Here is a 15,257-nt window from a genome sequence, read left to right as displayed (position 1 = left end):
TCAACCGAGCGTATCGCGTGGGAGCACGTCTGACAGGGCGGCGGCGAATCGCTCGAGGCCCGTCGCGATCTCGTCCTCGGTGACCACGAGCGCGGGGATCAACCGCACGACATTGCCTGCGGGCCCGCAGGTGAGGGTCAACAGGCCGTGCCGGGTGGTGGCCTGCTGGACGGCCGCGGCGGCGGCCGCATCGGGAACCGGCGTGGTGCCGTCACCGCCGGTGACGAACTCGATGCCGGCCATCAGGCCGAGACCGCGGACGTCGCCGATCGCGTCGAAGCCGGTGGCGATCTGCTGTAGCCCGGCGAGCATCTGCTCGCCCCGGACCCGTGCGTTGTCGACGAGGTTCTCGTCATGGATCACGTCGATGGTGGCGACGGCGGCCGCCGCGGCCACCGCATTGCCGCCGTAGGTGCCGCCCTGCGAGCCCGGCCAGGCCTTGCTCATCAGCTCGGTCGATGCGGCGATCGCGGAGATCGGGAACCCGGAGGCCAGGCCTTTCGCGGTGATGACGATGTCGGGGGTGAGGTCGGCCGCGTGCTGATGACCCCAGAACTTGCCGGTGCGGCCGAAGCCGGCCTGCACCTCGTCGAGGATGAGCACGATGCCGTGGCGGTCCGCGCGCTCACGCAGTCCTTCCAGGAAGCGCGGCGGCGTCGGCAGGTAGCCGCCGTCGCCGAGTACCGGCTCGATGAGGAAGGCGGCGGTGTCGTTGGGCGCGACCCGCGACTGCAGAAGGTAGTCGAGCTCGCGCAGCGCGAAGTCGACGGCGGTGTCGGTGTCCCAGCCATAGCGGTAGGCGTACGGGAAGGGCGACATGTGGACGCCGGCCATCAGCGGCGAGAAGCCTGCGGAGAACTTGGTCCCCGCGGTGGTCAGGCTGGCAGCGGCCACGGTGCGCCCGTGGAACCCACCCTGGAACACGACGATGTTCGGGCGTGCCGTGGCCATGCGGGCGAGGCGGATCGCCGCCTCGACGGCCTCCGACCCCGAGTTCGCATAGAAGACGGAGTCGAGACCGAGTGGCAGGACGTGTCCCAGCTTCTCGGTCAGCTCGAGCAGCGGCGGGTGCATCACGGTCGTGTACTGGGCGTGAATGATCTTGGTGCACTGCTCCTGGGCGGCCGCGACGACGCGTGGGTGGCAGTGCCCGGTGCTGGTGACACCGATGCCGGTGGTGAAGTCGAGGTAGTCGTTGCCGTCCGTGCCGTGAATCCACGAGCCGAGCGCATGGTCGACCACGACGGGCGTGGCCTGTTTGAGCGCGGGGCTGAGCGTCGCGGTCTGGGCGGTCTGCATGGATTCGGCGGTGACGGTCATGCGTCCACGGTGACGGTCGATCGTCGGATTGTCAACAATTCGACAGTGCGCCAAGGGTGGGCTGTGGCCTCGCCACAGATGGGTGTCCCAGATGACACCCGAGCGTCACGTCGAGGTGGATATCGACACGGTGGCCTGCTGAGGTGTCATCTGGGACAGGTCGACCCGGGCGGAGGGGCCCGGGCCGGGACGGAACTCAGGGGCCCGGGTTCGGGGTGATGCTCTCAGTGGTGAATCGGGTGCTTCGGCGGCGGGGGTGTGGGGCGCGCTCGGAGGCGGCGGGGCGAGGGATCTGGTTACGGTGGGGCGTGGCCACCAAACGACCGACCATCGCACTCCTCGGGGCCCCGGGGGTCCCGCCACCGACCAACCTGGACGAGATCGCCGACCTCGCGACCATCCGGAACTGCACCGCCGACACGCTTCCCGATGCGCTGCCCGGCTCCGACATCTTGCTCGTGTGGGACTTCTTTTCGCGTGCGCTGAAAGACAATTGGGGTCCCGCGACCGCCGACCTGCGGTGGGTCCACGTATGTGCGGCGGGCGTGGACTCGTTGCTGTTCGACGATCTGCGTTCGGCGGATGTGGTGGTCACCAACGCCGCAGGCGTCTTCGACCGGCCGATCGCGGAGTTCGTCTTGGCGTCGATCTTGGCTCGGGACAAGCAGTTACACCTTTCCAAGGCCTTGCAGTCGGAGCGGGTGTGGCGCCATCGGGAGACCGCGCGGACCGAGGGGTCGTCTGCGTTGGTGATCGGCACCGGGGGGATCGGTCGGGCGACCGCCCGGTTGCTGAGCGCCGTGGGTCTGCGAGTGACCGGAGCGGGCCGGACGTCGCGCGAATCCGACGCCGACTTCGGCACCGTGCTGCCGACGTCGGATCTCGCCTCCTTTGTGGGTGACTTCGACAATGTGGTGGCGATCGCGCCGCTGACGCCGCAGACCGATCGGATGATCGACGCGACCGTTCTCCGGGCGATGCGCGACGACGCCCATCTGATCAACGTCGGGCGCGGCCAGCTCGTCGACGAGCCGGCGATGATCGAGGCGCTGTCGGCAGGCGAGATCGGTGCGGCCTCGCTCGACGTGTTCACCGACGAACCTCTCGATCCGTCCAGTCCGCTCTGGGCGATGGACAATGTCGCGATCTCGGCGCACATGAGCGGTGACGTGGTCGGCTGGCGCAACGAACTCGCCCGGCTGTTCCTGGCGAATCTGCGCCGTTACCTCGGTTCGGACGGGCGATCCCCGTCCGAAGTGCTGGAAAACATCGTCGACAAGGAGCGAGGTTATGTCGTGAGCACAGGTCGCGGCGGCGGCGATAGTAGGCTGTAGCGCGATGACCATCGTGTATTTCGTGATCGCCGTGTTGGCGCTGGCCGGTGCCGGCGCCCTGTTGTGGCTGGATCACCAGCGTTCCAGTGTTGCGCGGCATCAGCGCGCGGTCTGGGGAGATCAGCACGAGTTCAAGTTCCGTGAGTCGGATACCAAACTGCGCAAGGTCTTTCATCGCGCGACGATGAACGTGCCGGACCACGTCGAGGTCCAGGATGTCGCATTCGGTCATTACTCCGGTGCGGAGGCCGCGGTGTTCGACCTCGTCGACACCGCGACCGTGGTGGCGGTCCGCCGCGCGGTCGCGTCGTCCGTGGTGGTCGACCTACGGCACGAGGACGTACTCGCCCCGGCCGAAGAGGACGTCGAGTTGCTCGGAGCCATGGGCCCGAGGGTGATGTTCTCCAACAACCTTGATGTGGCCCGCCGGGTGTGTGATCGGCGGATGGTGGCGCTGGCGAACACCACGCCGTCCTACATCGAGGTGCTGTGGAACGAGGGGAACTGGGTGCTCGGCTCGATGCCGTTGACCACCGACACCGATCACCTCGACACCGGACTCGAGGTGGTCCGGCGGTTCGCGGATCTGCTGCGGGTGTTGCCGCCGGTCAACGATCCGCAGGACGCCCCGGACCCGCGCGATCCGCACGGACCGACTCGTGCCGAGCTCGCGGACGAGAAGACCGAGAACATGCGTGACAAGCAGCGTCGTGCGCGCATCGCGGCCGCCGACAACGCGCCTGCCGACGAACCCGCACCGCAGGCACCCACGCGGGCCTGGAGCGCGGTGCCGGATTCCGCTCCGCCCTCGGCGCCGAAGTCGGCGCCACCGTCGACCGGCGGCCGGCGGATGCAGCCGATGCCGGTCCGTCGTCCGTCGCAGCCGCCGACCCAGGCACCCGGAGGGCCGCGACCGCCCGCGGAACCAGGGGAGGGCGCCGCGACGCCACCACCGGCAGGTGGACGTCCCGCGCGGCCGTACGATATGCCCCCGGGTACCAACGCCCCGACGGACCGCCCCAATCGTCATCGCCGCAGCTGACCTGCGGACGGTCCGTCACGCACCGGAAACCATCAGCGAGAAATGAGCCGTGACATGTCCGCGCCTGTGCCGCCAAGCGTCAACGAAGATGGACGTTCCCGACTGGCCGAGCTGGTCACCGAACTCGCCGTGGTGCGCGGTCGTGTGACGTTGTCGTCGGGCAAGGAGGCCGACTACTACGTCGACCTGCGCCGTGCGACGTTGCATCACGAGGCGTCCCGTCTGATCGGCAGCCTCATGCGTGAGCTCACCGCCGACTGGGACTATCTGTCTGTCGGCGGGCTCACCCTCGGCGCTGACCCGGTTGCGACGTCGATCATGCACGCGCCCGGCCGTGAGATCGATTCGTTCGTGGTGCGCAAGGCGGCCAAGACCCACGGTATGCAGCGTCGGATCGAAGGGCCCGACATCGCCGGACGGAACGTCCTGATCGTCGAGGACACATCCACCACCGGCGCGTCGCCGTCGGCCGCAGTCGAAGCCGCCCGAGAGGTCGGGGCGACGGTCGTCGGCGTGGCCACCGTGGTGGACCGCGCCACCGGTGCCGACGAGGTGATCGGCGCCCTCGGCGTGCCGTACCGCTCGCTGCTCGGGTTGAGCGACCTCGGACTGGCCTGAGGCGTGGACGAGCCCGGGCCGACCGAGTGGCAACCACGGTCGGGACCGGCGGTGGGCGTCGGGCCGTGGGCCGACGAGCGGGATGAGCCTGCACCGACAGATCCCCGATACGATCCCGAGCTACTGGCCGACGGTGACACCCGCAACGTCGTCGACGCCTACCGCTACTGGACACGCGAGGCGATCGTGGCCGACATCGACGCCCGTCGGCATCCGTTCCACGTGGCGATAGAGAACTTCGCGCACGACGCCAACATCGGGACGGTGGTCCGGACGGCGAACGCGTTCGCGTCGGCCGCCGTGCACATCGTCGGCCGACGGCGCTGGAATCGTCGCGGGGCCATGGTGACCGACCGCTATCAGCATCTGATGCACCACGAGTCGGTCGCCGACCTCATCGATTGGGCGCGCGGAGAGGGGATCGCCGTCGTCGCGGTGGACAACACACCGGGGGCACGGCCACTCGAGACCGCCGACCTCCCCCGCGAATGCGTCCTGCTCTTCGGCCAGGAGGGGCCCGGAGTGAGCGACGATGCCCAACGTCACGCCGACCTCACGGTGTCGATCGCGCAGTTCGGGTCGACGCGGAGTATCAATGCCGGTGTGGCAGCGGGCATTGCGATGCACGCCTGGGTTCGGCAGCACGCGGATCTCGATCGGGCCTGGTGACCAGGCGCAGTGGCCGGAAGTCGGCGCGGGGGTGCGGCTCAGGGACGCCGCAGGAGTTCGACGGCCCGGTTCGCGCTGTCGAGGGCCAGAGTGCGTCCGGTGCCCGCGAGGCGCTGTAAGCGGTTGGGCGGCCGAGGTGGCGTCACGGTGAGCGTGTTCCCGACGCGGATCTCACCGGACCGTACGACGTCGGCGTAGACACCGAGATAGCGGTCGGAGGTCGAGGCGACCGCCCGGGTCAGCCGCTTGTCGAGTGGCAGGTCGATGTGCTCCCGACTCGGGACCACGCAGCGCACCGTCTTCATGACGACGTGCAATCGCGCGTTGCCGAGATCGATCGTGGCCCCGGGCCATTCGGCCTCCGGGAGTCCGCTCGCGGTTCCGGCGACGATGATGTTCGGGCGGAAGCGCCGCGGGTCCACGTGATCCTCGCCGATGGCGTCGGCGATGGTGTCGGTGCTCGCCTCGCTGATCAGATGCACCGGGCAGAGATCGACGAAACTCCCTGGCGGAGTGGCATTCCGGGCCAGAGTGGCGAGTGCTCTCGCGTTCATGTCCGAGATCTTCGGCATCTTCTCGTCGGGGGCGATCCCGAGATCACGGGCGAGGGCGCCGGGGGTCAGGGTCCCGAGACGCTCTCGCCACGGAAGCCGATGCGCACGCGGATCGTCGGGCAGCGGGACCAGGCGTACGTCGCGATCGAGTCGCGACGACAGAGCCGCGTGGATGCCGGGATCGTCGCTGCGGTGTTCGGTGCCGTCCGGGGCCGTCACGATCACGGTCGGTGCATGTCCCGGTCCGGCGTCGGGGCCGGGAGCGCTCACGTAGCGGGCGGCGAAGCGCAGGACCGCGGGCAATCGGCGCGCCGAGATGGTGGTGTCGCGTTCCACGTCGTGCAGTGCCCACAGTCGGTCGCCCAGCACGCCTCGACGGCCGACTGTGGCGGTCTCGAGTTGTTCTCCGGCCATGGACTTCACCGGGTGCCGCCACAGTTGTGTGACATGTGCGGTGGTGCTGCTCATCGATCACCTCGGGTCTGCCGCGCACGCGCGCTGCTGTGCCGCACACCGTAACCGATCGTTCACTTGCGCAATCAACACGACCGGGGAAGAGTTACCAGCCGTGTCGACTCTGCGGTTGCGCTCTGCGATCATCTCTGTCCTGACCCCGATTCTCCTCGTCACGGGATTGGTCGCGAGTGGCGTGGCCACCGCAGCCCCGACGGTGACCACCCCGGCCCCGTTCACCCCCGCCGAGCTCGTCGGTCCGTACGCCTCCGACGTACCGCCGTCGGGCACCTACATCCCCGTCCTCGACGGCTTCGCGGGGCTTCGACGGGATCGTCCGGACATCATCGCGTCGAACCTGCAGATGGTGAAGGGAATCAACAATTCCGCGACCCGTGCGCAGCAGGCCGACGCCATCTCGATCAACTACGACGACCGGCTGGTGTCGCTGTCCGACGCCCTCGGCGACCGATTGGGGACCGTCTTCCGTCAGCTGCTCGCGGCGGGCAAGCTGCCCAAGGTCGATGCACTGGCCGGCGGCGACACGGCTCGGGCGGGGCTCCCGCTGGGCACGACACTCCTGGAGAAGGAGTACTACGACAATCCACGACCGTTCGTGGTGGCGCCCAACTCGATCAAGAAATACAACAAGCCGGGTGGCGACCTCTACGCAGACCTCGTGAACAACGGCTCCTACCCATCGGGCCACACCAGCATGGCCTATTGGAAGGGCGCGCTGCTGGCGTACTGGCTGCCCGAGCTCGGTCCGCAGATCATCGCGCGAGCCGGTGAGATCGGCCGGAGCCGCATGGTCCTCGGCGTGCACTATCCGCTGGACGTGATGAGCGGCCGGATCATGGGCACCGACATCGCCGCCGCCCGGCTGGCCGACCCGCGGTTCGCCCGTCTCGTCGACCAGGCAGGTGCGCAGTTGCGTGCCCAACTCGGACGCTCGATCGGCATGCCGCTCAACGACTTCATCGCCCGCGATAACCCGTACCTGACCACGCAGCAGGCGGTCACCGAGCATCGCGGGATGATGACGTACGGATTCCCGGTCGTGTCGCCCGGACAGCGCAACGCGATCCCCGCCTCGGCCGCGGCCCTCCTGCGTAGCCGGTTCCCAGGGCTGACCGACGCGCAGCGTCTGGACATCCTGCGTCGCACGGCGATCCGAAGTGGTTACCCGCTCGATCAGTCGGGGCCGAACGGCGGCTGGCTGCGCATCGATCTCGCCGCGGCGTACGCGGTGTCGCCCTGAGCGGACGGCGGTGTTGAATCGGGTGCCGGAAACCGGCGCACGATTCAACCGATGATCAGCTCGCTTGCTGTCCGGCGTCGGTCTTCGCCGAACGGCGCCTGCGGTACCACTCGATGAACATCGGCAACACCGACAGCAGCACGATCACGATGAAGATCGGCTCGATGAGGTTCTGGACGAATTCGAAACGGCCGAGCCAATATCCCAGCAGCACGATGCCCGCGCCCCAGACGATGGCGCCCGCGACGTTGTAGATGATGAAGACCGAGTACTTCATCCGCGCCGCGCCCGCCACGATCGGGGCGATGGTGCGGACGATGGGCACGAAGCGGGCCAGGAAGATGGTGATCGGGCCGCGCTGGTCGAAGAATTCGTGGGCCTCGGTCAGATACCTCTCCTTCAGGAAGCGGGCATCCGGCTTGAACATGTTGGTGCCGACGTAGCGGCCGATCCAGTAGCCGATCTGTCCGCCGATGATGGCGGCGATCGGGACGAAGATCAGCAACTGCCACAGGGAGGCGAACTTGTCGATGCCCTCCTTGCCGCCTGCGGCGACCACCATGCCTGCCACGAACAGCAGCGAGTCACCGGGGAGTACCGGGAACAGGACTCCGGACTCGATCAGGATCACCAGCAGCAGGCCCCAGAAGGCCCACGCGCCGAAATAGCCGAGGAGGGTCACCGGGTCGAGGAATCCCGGCATGAGGGCGACGTTCGTCGTGGTCTGGGCGAGCGCGGAGTCGATCACGGGGCCCCAGAGTACCTGGCGTCGCGATGCTCGACGTCAACCGCCGAGGCGTCGGCGATGTAGAGGCGGCGCTGTACGAGCGCGACCACGCCGACGACCGCGGCGCCCACCGCGAACAGGATCAGCGCAATCGGCCAGTCGTCGCCGACACCCAGCAGTCCGCCGTCGTCGGTCTGCCACGGCCAGAGCGCGCGCAGCGAGCCCGACAACAGGCCGGCCGCGGCGACCATGGCGACCGTGTGGTGGTTCTCCAGGAGCCATTCGAGCGCACGGACGAACGACATGAGCCCGACCAGCGCGCCGAGGGCGAACACGGCCAGGTAGCGGATGTCCATCGTGTCGACGGCGGCCAGCGTCGGCGCGTACATCCCGACCACGAGGAGGAAGAACGAGCCGGAGACGCCGGGGAGCACCAGGGCGCAGACAGCGATAGCCGCCGCACCGAAGGTGAGGATGAGGGGTGGGTCGACGATCTCGGACCGGGGTAGCGAGGTGAGCGCGAACGCGGCCACGGCGGCGGCGGCGAACACACCGACCGCCCGGAGTCTGGCCGGGCGCCTGGTCAGCGCCCCGTTGTCGATCTCCAGGAACGGGACGATCACCGACGTCGCGATCATGCCCATGAACAGCGCCTTGGAGGCGACCGGCTGATCGGTCACGAAACTCTCCATGACGCCCGCGATGAAGAAGACCGTCACGGCCATGCCCAGACAGACCGGGAGCAGCAGCCACCAGTCGACCTGCCGCGCGCTGGTGCGCCAGTCGCCTCTGGTGACGAGCAGTCGCGGGATGTCGAGGACATGTTTGACCGATGCGATGAGCCGGCCGTAGATGCCGGACACGAGGGCGACCGTGCCGCCCGATACGCCGGGCACGGTCTCGGCCACACCGATGAGGGCTCCACGGATCACGTTGGCGGCGACGGCTCGTGGTCGGCCCGGCCGGTCGGTGGGGCCGGTGGGGGTGTCGGGCCCGGGTGAGGAGGAGAGGGGGGTCTCGGCGGTCGTCGGGTTCGTGGACATCGCCGGCCATCGTACCGACAATCCGACATATCGGTCATTGCGCTGCGTCACATCGCCTGGGCACCAGGCGTCGCACGCGCGAGGACGGCACTTGCCATACTGAACGGGAGTGACCGCTGCGACAGCGTGAACCACGACTGCGAAACCGATCCGGTTGGAGGACGAGAAATGCCGATTGCAACCCCCGAGCAGTACGCCGAGATGTTCGACAAGGCCAAGAAGGGCGGATACGCCTTCCCGGCCATCAACTGCACGTCGTCGTCGACGATCAATGCCGCCATCAAAGGATTCGCCGACGCGGGTAGCGATGGCATCATCCAGTTCTCGACCGGTGGTGCGGAGTTCGGCTCCGGACTCGGCGTCAAGGACATGGTGACCGGCGCCGTCGCGCTGGCCGAGTTCGCGCACGTGGTCGCCGCGAAGTACGACGTGACGATCGGCCTGCACACCGATCATTGCCCGAAGGACAAGCTGGACACCTATGTCCGTCCGCTGCTCGCGGTCTCGCAGGAGCGCGTCGACGCGGGCCAGAACCCGCTGTTCCAGTCGCACATGTGGGACGGCAGCGCGGTCCCGCTCGGCGAGAACCTGGAGATCGCCAAGGATCTGCTCGCCAAGGCGGGCGCGGCGAAGATCATCCTGGAGATCGAGATCGGCGTTGTCGGCGGTGAAGAGGACGGCGTCGAGGCCGAGATCAACGACAAGCTGTTCACCACCCCGGAAGATTTCGAGAAGACGCTCGAGGCCCTCGGCGCGAGCGACTCGGGGAACCGCTACCTGCTCGCCGCCACCTTCGGCAACGTGCACGGCGTGTACAAGCCCGGCAACGTGAAGCTCCGCCCCGACGTGTTGAGCACCGGCCAGGAGGTCGCGACCAAGAAGCTCGGGCTGGCCGACGGCAGCAAGCCGTTCGACTTCGTCTTCCACGGTGGTTCGGGTTCGCTGAAGAGCGAGATCGAGGAGGCGCTCAGCTACGGCGTCGTCAAGATGAACGTCGACACCGACACCCAGTACGCCTACACCCGTCCGGTCGCGGGCCACATGTTCTCGAACTACGACGGTGTGCTCAAGGTCGACGGTGAGGTCGGCAACAAGAAGACCTACGATCCGCGCGTGTGGTCGAAGAAGGCCGAGACGTCGATGTCCGAGCGTGTCGTCGAGGCGTGTACCGACCTGAAGTCGACGGGCAAGTCGATCAGCGCCTGATCCGACCCGCCTGCTCGTCGGTCTCCGGACCGGCGCCGCGTATCACCGACAGCGTCCGGCTCACGGCCGGGCGCTGTCGGCGTCTCGGGGTGTTATCCGGCGGGAGGTCGGTGTGCTGTGGGAAAGGTGTTGCTGTCGGCGGAGTTCCGGTTGCTCTCGGCGAAGGTTCGGTTGCTGTCGGCGGGATTCCGGTTGCTGTCGGCGGGGGTGTGGGTCGGATCAGAGCGTCACGAGACCGACGACGACCCCGACGGCGAGGGCGATCATGACGATTGCGGCGACCACCACGGCGGGATCGATCCGACGTCGGTGCAGACGTGGCGGCGGCGTGGTCCTGGTGGTCCGTCGCTCGATGCGCAGTGGATGCGTCGCGGGCTCGAAGTAGGCCTGCGGCGGTGCGTCGTGCGGATGTGGGGCGTGCGGACTCCGGGGCGGCGGGGCGTTGTGCTGAACCCAGGTGTCGCGTCGTGCCGGGGTGTCGTGCTGTGACGGGGTGTCGCGTTGTGGCGAGGTGTTGAGATGTGGCAGTCGGGTGGTCGGTCCGTTGCCGGTCACTGAGGCGTGCACACCTTCCAATCATCGCCGGACTTCTGCAGATTGATGGTGACGGTCTGGGGTGCGTCCGGCTTGCTGCTGTGCTGCGCCGACACCTCGACCACGGCCTGATCGCCGTCGCCGGTGACCTTGACGGCTTTGACGTCATTGACCTGGATGAGTTCGTTCCGGGTCTTCTGGCCGTCGTAGATCTTCTGGAAATCGGCATCGCTGATCGTCGTGTAGAACTCGTGGCGTTCACCGCAGGTGGTCGAGCGCAGGGTGCTCAGATCACCTTCGTACAGCGCCGTGGAGAAGTCCTTCGCGACGTCGGCGGCCTCGTCGGCCGGGGCCGGGGCACGCAGGTTCATGTACGCGAAGATGCCGCCGATCACGGCGATCACGACCACCACGGCGGCACCGACGAGGAGTGGCCAGCGACGACTACCGGAGGACTCCTTGGCGGGCTTCGGCTTCGACGTGTCGTCCTTGCCGGGGTAGACGGTCGGCTTGTGGGCGGTGGTGGACCAGCCCTGGGCTGCCGACGTGGTGCCGCCGGCCGCGCCCGCTGCCGCTCCGCCCGCTGCTGCCGCACCTGCTGCTGCCGTTGCCGCGGCAGCCTTGGTCACCGGCCGGGTCTCGGCATCGTCGGATTCCGTCGGCTCGGCGGTGGTCCCGGTGGTGTCGGTGCCGGTGGGGAAGGCCTTGGTGGACCCGTCCGCAGCCTGGTCGTCGTTGCTGTCGGCGTGATCGCTGTTGCTGTCGGCGTCGGCCGTGGCCGCGGCGGTCTCGGCGCCGCCGCCGAGCGCGTCGATCTCGGACAGGTCGTCGAGGTCTGCGGAATCGGGGAGATCACCGCGCTGGATCACCGTCGTCGCCGAATCGCTCGGACCGATACCCGACCGCTTCGTCTTGGGTGTGTCCGACGGGGCTTTCTCGCCGCGGTCGGTGGCGGACTTCTCTGCCTCTGCCTCTGCCTCGGCACCGCCCTCCGCCTCGATGTTCTCGAGGTCCTCGAGTTCGCTGATGTCGGGCAGGTCCTCGCGGCGGATCACCTTGGTGGCCGAGTCGATCCCGCGTCCGCCCTTGGGTTTCGGACGGGCCGCCTTGGGGGCGTCGGTGGTCTGCTCCGGGGTCTGGTCCGTGGTCTGCTCGGCGGCGGCCGGTTGCGATTTGTCGGGAGCGGCCTCGGATGCCGCCTCGGTGTCGGGGGAGTCCGTCGCCTCACCCGGCTGGGCGCCCTCTGATTCGGCGTCCTCTGGTTCGGCGTCGTCTGGTGCCGCGGCAGCTTCGGCCGACGGCTCTTCAGTCGCCGAATCGTCCTCTGTGGCCGGGTTGTCGGCTTCACCGGGCGTGCCGTCTGACTCGGGCTCCGCGTCGTCGCTCGACGTCGTGTCCGCGGTCTCGGCGGACGTCGTCTCCTCGACCGCCTCGTCCTGGGCCGTCTCGTCCTGAGTCGCAGAGTCCTGTGTCGCAGAGTCGTCTGCCGACGTGTCGGTCACACCCTCGTCGTTCGTCGCGTCGGTCACCGCTGCGTCGTCGCCCTTCGTACTGGCGACCCAGGAATCATCCGGGCCGCGGCGGCCGGTCTGTGCCGCGTGGTCTTTACCGCGATTGCGCCACGCGGAACGGGCGCGGCCTAGCAATGAGTCCTGGTCGTCCCGTGATGGAGGCATCGTGTTGAACACCCCGCCTTCTCCCGAATCGATGTGGTCGCCGCCCCGAGTACCCGCCGTCACACCGCCGAGTCGGTTGCGCTGTGGTCGATCGCGCCACTCACCCTAGCGAATCCCACCTGTGTGCAGTACTCGGTGGTCTGTGACGTACCCCGGTCGGATGGCCGACGATCCGTCGACGCCGCACGCGGCCAGGGCACTCCTGCGGTTCTGGAGTGATTCAATGTAGGCGTGACTTCCTTCGGAGATCTGCTCGGACCGCAGCCGGTCCTGCTCACAGGCGACGACGAGGCCGAATCGGACCTGCTCAACGGAGCAGATCCGGCCGACACCGCGGCCGCCCACCCCACCGCCTCGATCGCGTGGGCGTACCTGGCCGATGCGGCCCTGGCGGCGGCGGACGCCGGAGCCGGTACGCCGAAGGTGATCGAGGCCTACGCGTATGCGCGCACCGGCTATCACCGTGGCCTCGACCAGCTGCGCCGGCACGGCTGGAAGGGTTTCGGCCCGGTGCCGTGGAGCCACGAGCCCAACCAGGGCTTCCTGCGCTGTGTCGGTGCGCTTGCGCGCGCCGCGCGATCGGTCGGTGAAGAAGACGAATATCTGCGCTGTCTGGACCTCCTCAACGACAGTGACCCGACGGCGGCACAGCACCTCGGACTCGCTTGACCGACTGGCTGCGCCGACGGCTGAACGGATTACCGCCGCCGGTGCGGCAGCGGGTTCGGCGACTCTGGTTGTCGCTGGTCCCCATCGCACAGTGCGCGCTGGCCGCAGGCGCGGCCTGGTGGATCGCCGTGAACATCTTCGGCCATCCGCAGCCGTTCTTCGCGCCGATCGCCGCCGTCGTCTCACTCGGCCTGTCGCTGGGTAAACGGTGGCGCCGGTCGGTCGAACTCGTCGCGGGCGTCACGCTCGGGATCCTCATCGGCGACGTCCTGGTCTCGCAGATCGGGTCGGGTACGTGGCAGATCATGGTGGTCGTCGCGCTGGCGATGTCGGTGGCCGTGTTCCTCGACAACGGGCCGCTGATCCCGATGCAGGCCGCGTCGTCGGGCGTCCTGGTCGCGACGTTGCTTCCACCCGGGGGCATCGGCGGGTTCCACCGCGCGATCGACGCACTGATCGGTGGGGTGGTCGGGATGATCATCGTGGCGCTGTTCCCGGTCAACCCGGCCCACCGGGCCCGCCGCGACGCGGCTGGCCTCCTCGCGACGATGCGCGACTCGGCCCGCACCCTGGTCGCCGGGCTGCGCGACATGGATGCCGAGACGGTCACCGCCGCGCTCGTCTCCGCTCGCGGCACGCAGGACGCGATCAACGAGATGCGTGCCGACATGCGCGGCGGTCGCGAGGTGAGCACGCTGTCGCCGCTGTACTGGAACGCGCGCGAACGCCTCGCTCGCATCTCGGCGACGGCCGACCCCATCGACAACGCCGTCCGAAATTTCCGGATCATCGCGCGGCGGGCACTCGGCATGACCCAGCGCGACGAACCCCTGCGACCCGAGATCGTCGACATCATCGCCGACGTCGCGGAGGCCTTCGAGGTGCTGCGCGAGATGATGATCGCCAAACCGGGCGAGGAACCCGATCAGGCCGACGCCGCGCGGGTGATCCGCACGGTCGCGCGCAAGGCCAAGGCCGAGCTCGTCGCAGGCAGCACGCTGTCGGAGACGGCGGTGATGGCTGAACTGCGGTCGCTGCTGATCGACATGCTGATGATCGCCGGACTGCGCCGGTCGTCGGCGATGGCCACGTTGCGCTGAATCGCTCCCACCGCGGGAAACCGGCGACAACTTAGGGTTACCTCTTGTCATATATGCGAAAACGCGCATATATTGACGACAAATGGGCCACTCACACTCACACACGCACGCCGAGACGACCGGATCCGTGGCGAATCGCCGGATCTGGCCGATGGCCGTTGCCGTCGTGATCATCGGTGGCTATTTCGTCGTCGAGCTCGTGGTGGGGCTGCTGGTCGATTCGTTGGCCCTGATCGCCGACGCCGGACACATGCTGACCGACGTCGTCGCCCTCGTGATGGGTCTGGTCGCGCTGCTGCTGGCCAAACACGGTGCCACGACCGATGACCGCAGTTTCGGCTGGCACCGTGCCGAGGTCTTCACCGCCGTCGCGAATGCCGTACTGCTGATCGGGGTCGCGGCCTTCGTGCTCTACGAGGCGGTGGAACGGCTCGGCACCGACCCGCAGGTGCCCGGCCTCACCCTCATCGTCGTCGCCCTGATCGGGTTGGCGGTCAATCTCGCCGTGATGCTTCTGCTGCGCGCGGACGCACAGGAATCGATCGCGGTCCGCGGTGCCTACCTCGAGGTCCTCGCCGACGCGGTCGGCAGCGTTGGGGTGCTGATCGCCGGTGTGGTCGCGCTGACCACGGGGTGGGGTTACGCCGACGTCGTGGTGGCCGTCCTCATCGCTCTGTGGGTGGTCCCGCGCGCCGTGCGGTTGGCGCTGGAGGCGCTGCGCATCCTCAACCAGCAGGCGCCCCCGCACATCGACGTCGACGAACTGCGACAGGAGCTCGCCGCGATCCCGTCCGTCGACGACGTTCACGACCTGCACGTCTGGACGCTCACCACCGGCATGGACGTGGCCACGGTCCACCTGGGCAGCAACGGATCCAATCGCGCGGTGCTGACCGCGGCCCAGGCCGTGCTCACCCGGCACGGTCTCGAGCACGCCACCATCCAGGTCGATCCGCACGACGTGCGGGAGCGGTGCCACGACGAACTGCGGTGGTAGCGCCGCGGCGGGAAACCCGGCTGACAATCCGCGGCGGTCCGGTCATGCTGGCTT

General features: G+C 68.3%; 15 protein-coding genes. 9 read left to right on the top strand and 6 right to left on the bottom strand.

Going from position 1 to position 15,257, the window contains the following annotated elements:
* Positions 1-1,320 (bottom strand): aspartate aminotransferase family protein, encoded by a 1,320-nt coding sequence (locus OVA31_RS07010; protein WP_267630373.1) that lies wholly within the window; start codon positions 1,318-1,320, stop codon positions 1-3.
* 308 nt (positions 1,321-1,628) lie between these two features.
* Between OVA31_RS07010 and OVA31_RS07005 the strand changes: the two genes are divergently transcribed.
* From OVA31_RS07005 to OVA31_RS06990, 4 genes are read left to right on the top strand one after another with little or no spacing between them, the layout of a single operon-like run.
* The gene (locus OVA31_RS07005) at positions 1,629-2,654 is read left to right on the top strand and encodes a D-2-hydroxyacid dehydrogenase (protein WP_267630372.1); all 1,026 of its coding nucleotides are present in this window, start codon (positions 1,629-1,631) and stop codon (positions 2,652-2,654) included.
* A 4-nt stretch (positions 2,655-2,658) separates the two neighbouring features.
* Positions 2,659-3,696 carry a hypothetical protein gene (locus OVA31_RS07000; RefSeq protein ID WP_267630371.1) on the top strand — a complete coding sequence of 346 codons (1,038 nt, stop codon included), beginning with the start codon at positions 2,659-2,661 and terminating at the stop codon, positions 3,694-3,696.
* A 54-nt stretch (positions 3,697-3,750) separates the two neighbouring features.
* Positions 3,751-4,314: an orotate phosphoribosyltransferase gene (locus OVA31_RS06995; protein WP_267630370.1), complete on the top strand. Its 564-nt coding sequence runs from the start codon at positions 3,751-3,753 to the stop codon at positions 4,312-4,314.
* 3 nt (positions 4,315-4,317) lie between these two features.
* Complete coding sequence (locus tag OVA31_RS06990; RefSeq protein WP_267630369.1) at positions 4,318-4,983, top strand: TrmH family RNA methyltransferase; 666 nt, start codon at positions 4,318-4,320, stop codon at positions 4,981-4,983.
* Between the two features lie 38 nt (positions 4,984-5,021).
* Here the strand turns inward: OVA31_RS06990 and OVA31_RS06985 are convergent, their stop codons facing one another.
* Complete coding sequence (locus OVA31_RS06985) at positions 5,022-6,005, bottom strand: MOSC domain-containing protein (protein WP_267630368.1); 984 nt, start codon at positions 6,003-6,005, stop codon at positions 5,022-5,024.
* A 100-nt stretch (positions 6,006-6,105) separates the two neighbouring features.
* Here OVA31_RS06985 and OVA31_RS06980 point away from each other — a divergent pair, with 100 nt between their 5' ends.
* On the top strand, positions 6,106-7,251 hold the full coding sequence (locus OVA31_RS06980) for a phosphatase PAP2 family protein (RefSeq protein ID WP_267630367.1): 1,146 nt from the start codon (positions 6,106-6,108) through the stop codon (positions 7,249-7,251).
* Positions 7,252-7,306: 55 nt separating this feature from the next.
* Here the strand turns inward: OVA31_RS06980 and OVA31_RS06975 are convergent, their stop codons facing one another.
* Together OVA31_RS06975 and OVA31_RS06970 are read right to left on the bottom strand one after the other, a co-directional pair.
* The gene (locus tag OVA31_RS06975; protein ID WP_267630366.1) at positions 7,307-7,999 is read right to left on the bottom strand and encodes a DedA family protein; all 693 of its coding nucleotides are present in this window, start codon (positions 7,997-7,999) and stop codon (positions 7,307-7,309) included.
* Positions 7,996-9,021 carry a DUF368 domain-containing protein gene (locus tag OVA31_RS06970; protein WP_267630365.1) on the bottom strand — a complete coding sequence of 342 codons (1,026 nt, stop codon included), beginning with the start codon at positions 9,019-9,021 and terminating at the stop codon, positions 7,996-7,998. The genes OVA31_RS06975 and OVA31_RS06970 overlap by 4 nt, the downstream gene beginning before the upstream one ends.
* A 168-nt stretch (positions 9,022-9,189) precedes the next feature.
* On the opposite strand from OVA31_RS06970, the gene fbaA reads away from it, so the two are divergent.
* The gene (fbaA, locus tag OVA31_RS06965; protein ID WP_267630364.1) at positions 9,190-10,227 is read left to right on the top strand and encodes a class II fructose-bisphosphate aldolase; all 1,038 of its coding nucleotides are present in this window, start codon (positions 9,190-9,192) and stop codon (positions 10,225-10,227) included.
* Between the two features lie 219 nt (positions 10,228-10,446).
* Here the strand turns inward: fbaA and OVA31_RS06960 are convergent, their stop codons facing one another.
* On the bottom strand, positions 10,447-10,782 hold the full coding sequence (locus OVA31_RS06960) for a hypothetical protein (RefSeq protein WP_267630363.1): 336 nt from the start codon (positions 10,780-10,782) through the stop codon (positions 10,447-10,449).
* Positions 10,779-12,437: a DUF4878 domain-containing protein gene (locus OVA31_RS06955; RefSeq protein WP_267630362.1), complete on the bottom strand. Its 1,659-nt coding sequence runs from the start codon at positions 12,435-12,437 to the stop codon at positions 10,779-10,781. The genes OVA31_RS06960 and OVA31_RS06955 overlap by 4 nt, the downstream gene beginning before the upstream one ends.
* Positions 12,438-12,668: 231 nt before the next feature.
* Between OVA31_RS06955 and OVA31_RS06950 the strand changes: the two genes are divergently transcribed.
* From OVA31_RS06950 to OVA31_RS06940, 3 genes are all read left to right on the top strand, one after another.
* Positions 12,669-13,106: a DUF3151 domain-containing protein gene (locus tag OVA31_RS06950; RefSeq protein ID WP_267630361.1), complete on the top strand. Its 438-nt coding sequence runs from the start codon at positions 12,669-12,671 to the stop codon at positions 13,104-13,106.
* Positions 13,103-14,206: an FUSC family protein gene (locus OVA31_RS06945; protein ID WP_267630360.1), complete on the top strand. Its 1,104-nt coding sequence runs from the start codon at positions 13,103-13,105 to the stop codon at positions 14,204-14,206. The genes OVA31_RS06950 and OVA31_RS06945 overlap by 4 nt, the downstream gene beginning before the upstream one ends.
* A gap of 82 nt (positions 14,207-14,288) precedes the next feature.
* On the top strand, positions 14,289-15,203 hold the full coding sequence (locus tag OVA31_RS06940; protein WP_267630359.1) for a cation diffusion facilitator family transporter: 915 nt from the start codon (positions 14,289-14,291) through the stop codon (positions 15,201-15,203).
* Positions 15,204-15,257: the final 54 nt, after the last annotated feature.

Source organism: Gordonia sp. SL306, assembly GCF_026625785.1.
GTDB lineage: Bacteria > Actinomycetota > Actinomycetes > Mycobacteriales > Mycobacteriaceae > Gordonia.
The sequence above is the reverse complement of the archived record's forward strand: the minus strand, read 5'-3'. Positions and strand labels throughout refer to the sequence as shown.

Bases quoted from the DNA above. Each gene is read 5' to 3' on its own strand.
- OVA31_RS07000 (WP_267630371.1), top strand. From the start codon at position 2,659: ATGACCATCGTGTATTTCGTGATCGCCGTGTTGGCGCTGGCCGGTGCC.
- fbaA (WP_267630364.1), top strand. From the start codon at position 9,190: ATGCCGATTGCAACCCCCGAGCAGTACGCCGAGATGTTCGACAAGGCC.
- OVA31_RS06940 (WP_267630359.1), top strand. From the start codon at position 14,289: ATGGGCCACTCACACTCACACACGCACGCCGAGACGACCGGATCCGTG.
- OVA31_RS06955 (WP_267630362.1), bottom strand. From the start codon at position 12,437: ATGCCTCCATCACGGGACGACCAGGACTCATTGCTAGGCCGCGCCCGT.
- OVA31_RS06995 (WP_267630370.1), top strand. From the start codon at position 3,751: ATGTCCGCGCCTGTGCCGCCAAGCGTCAACGAAGATGGACGTTCCCGA.
- OVA31_RS07010 (WP_267630373.1), bottom strand. From the start codon at position 1,320: ATGACCGTCACCGCCGAATCCATGCAGACCGCCCAGACCGCGACGCTC.
- OVA31_RS06985 (WP_267630368.1), bottom strand. From the start codon at position 6,005: ATGAGCAGCACCACCGCACATGTCACACAACTGTGGCGGCACCCGGTG.
- OVA31_RS06970 (WP_267630365.1), bottom strand. From the start codon at position 9,021: ATGTCCACGAACCCGACGACCGCCGAGACCCCCCTCTCCTCCTCACCC.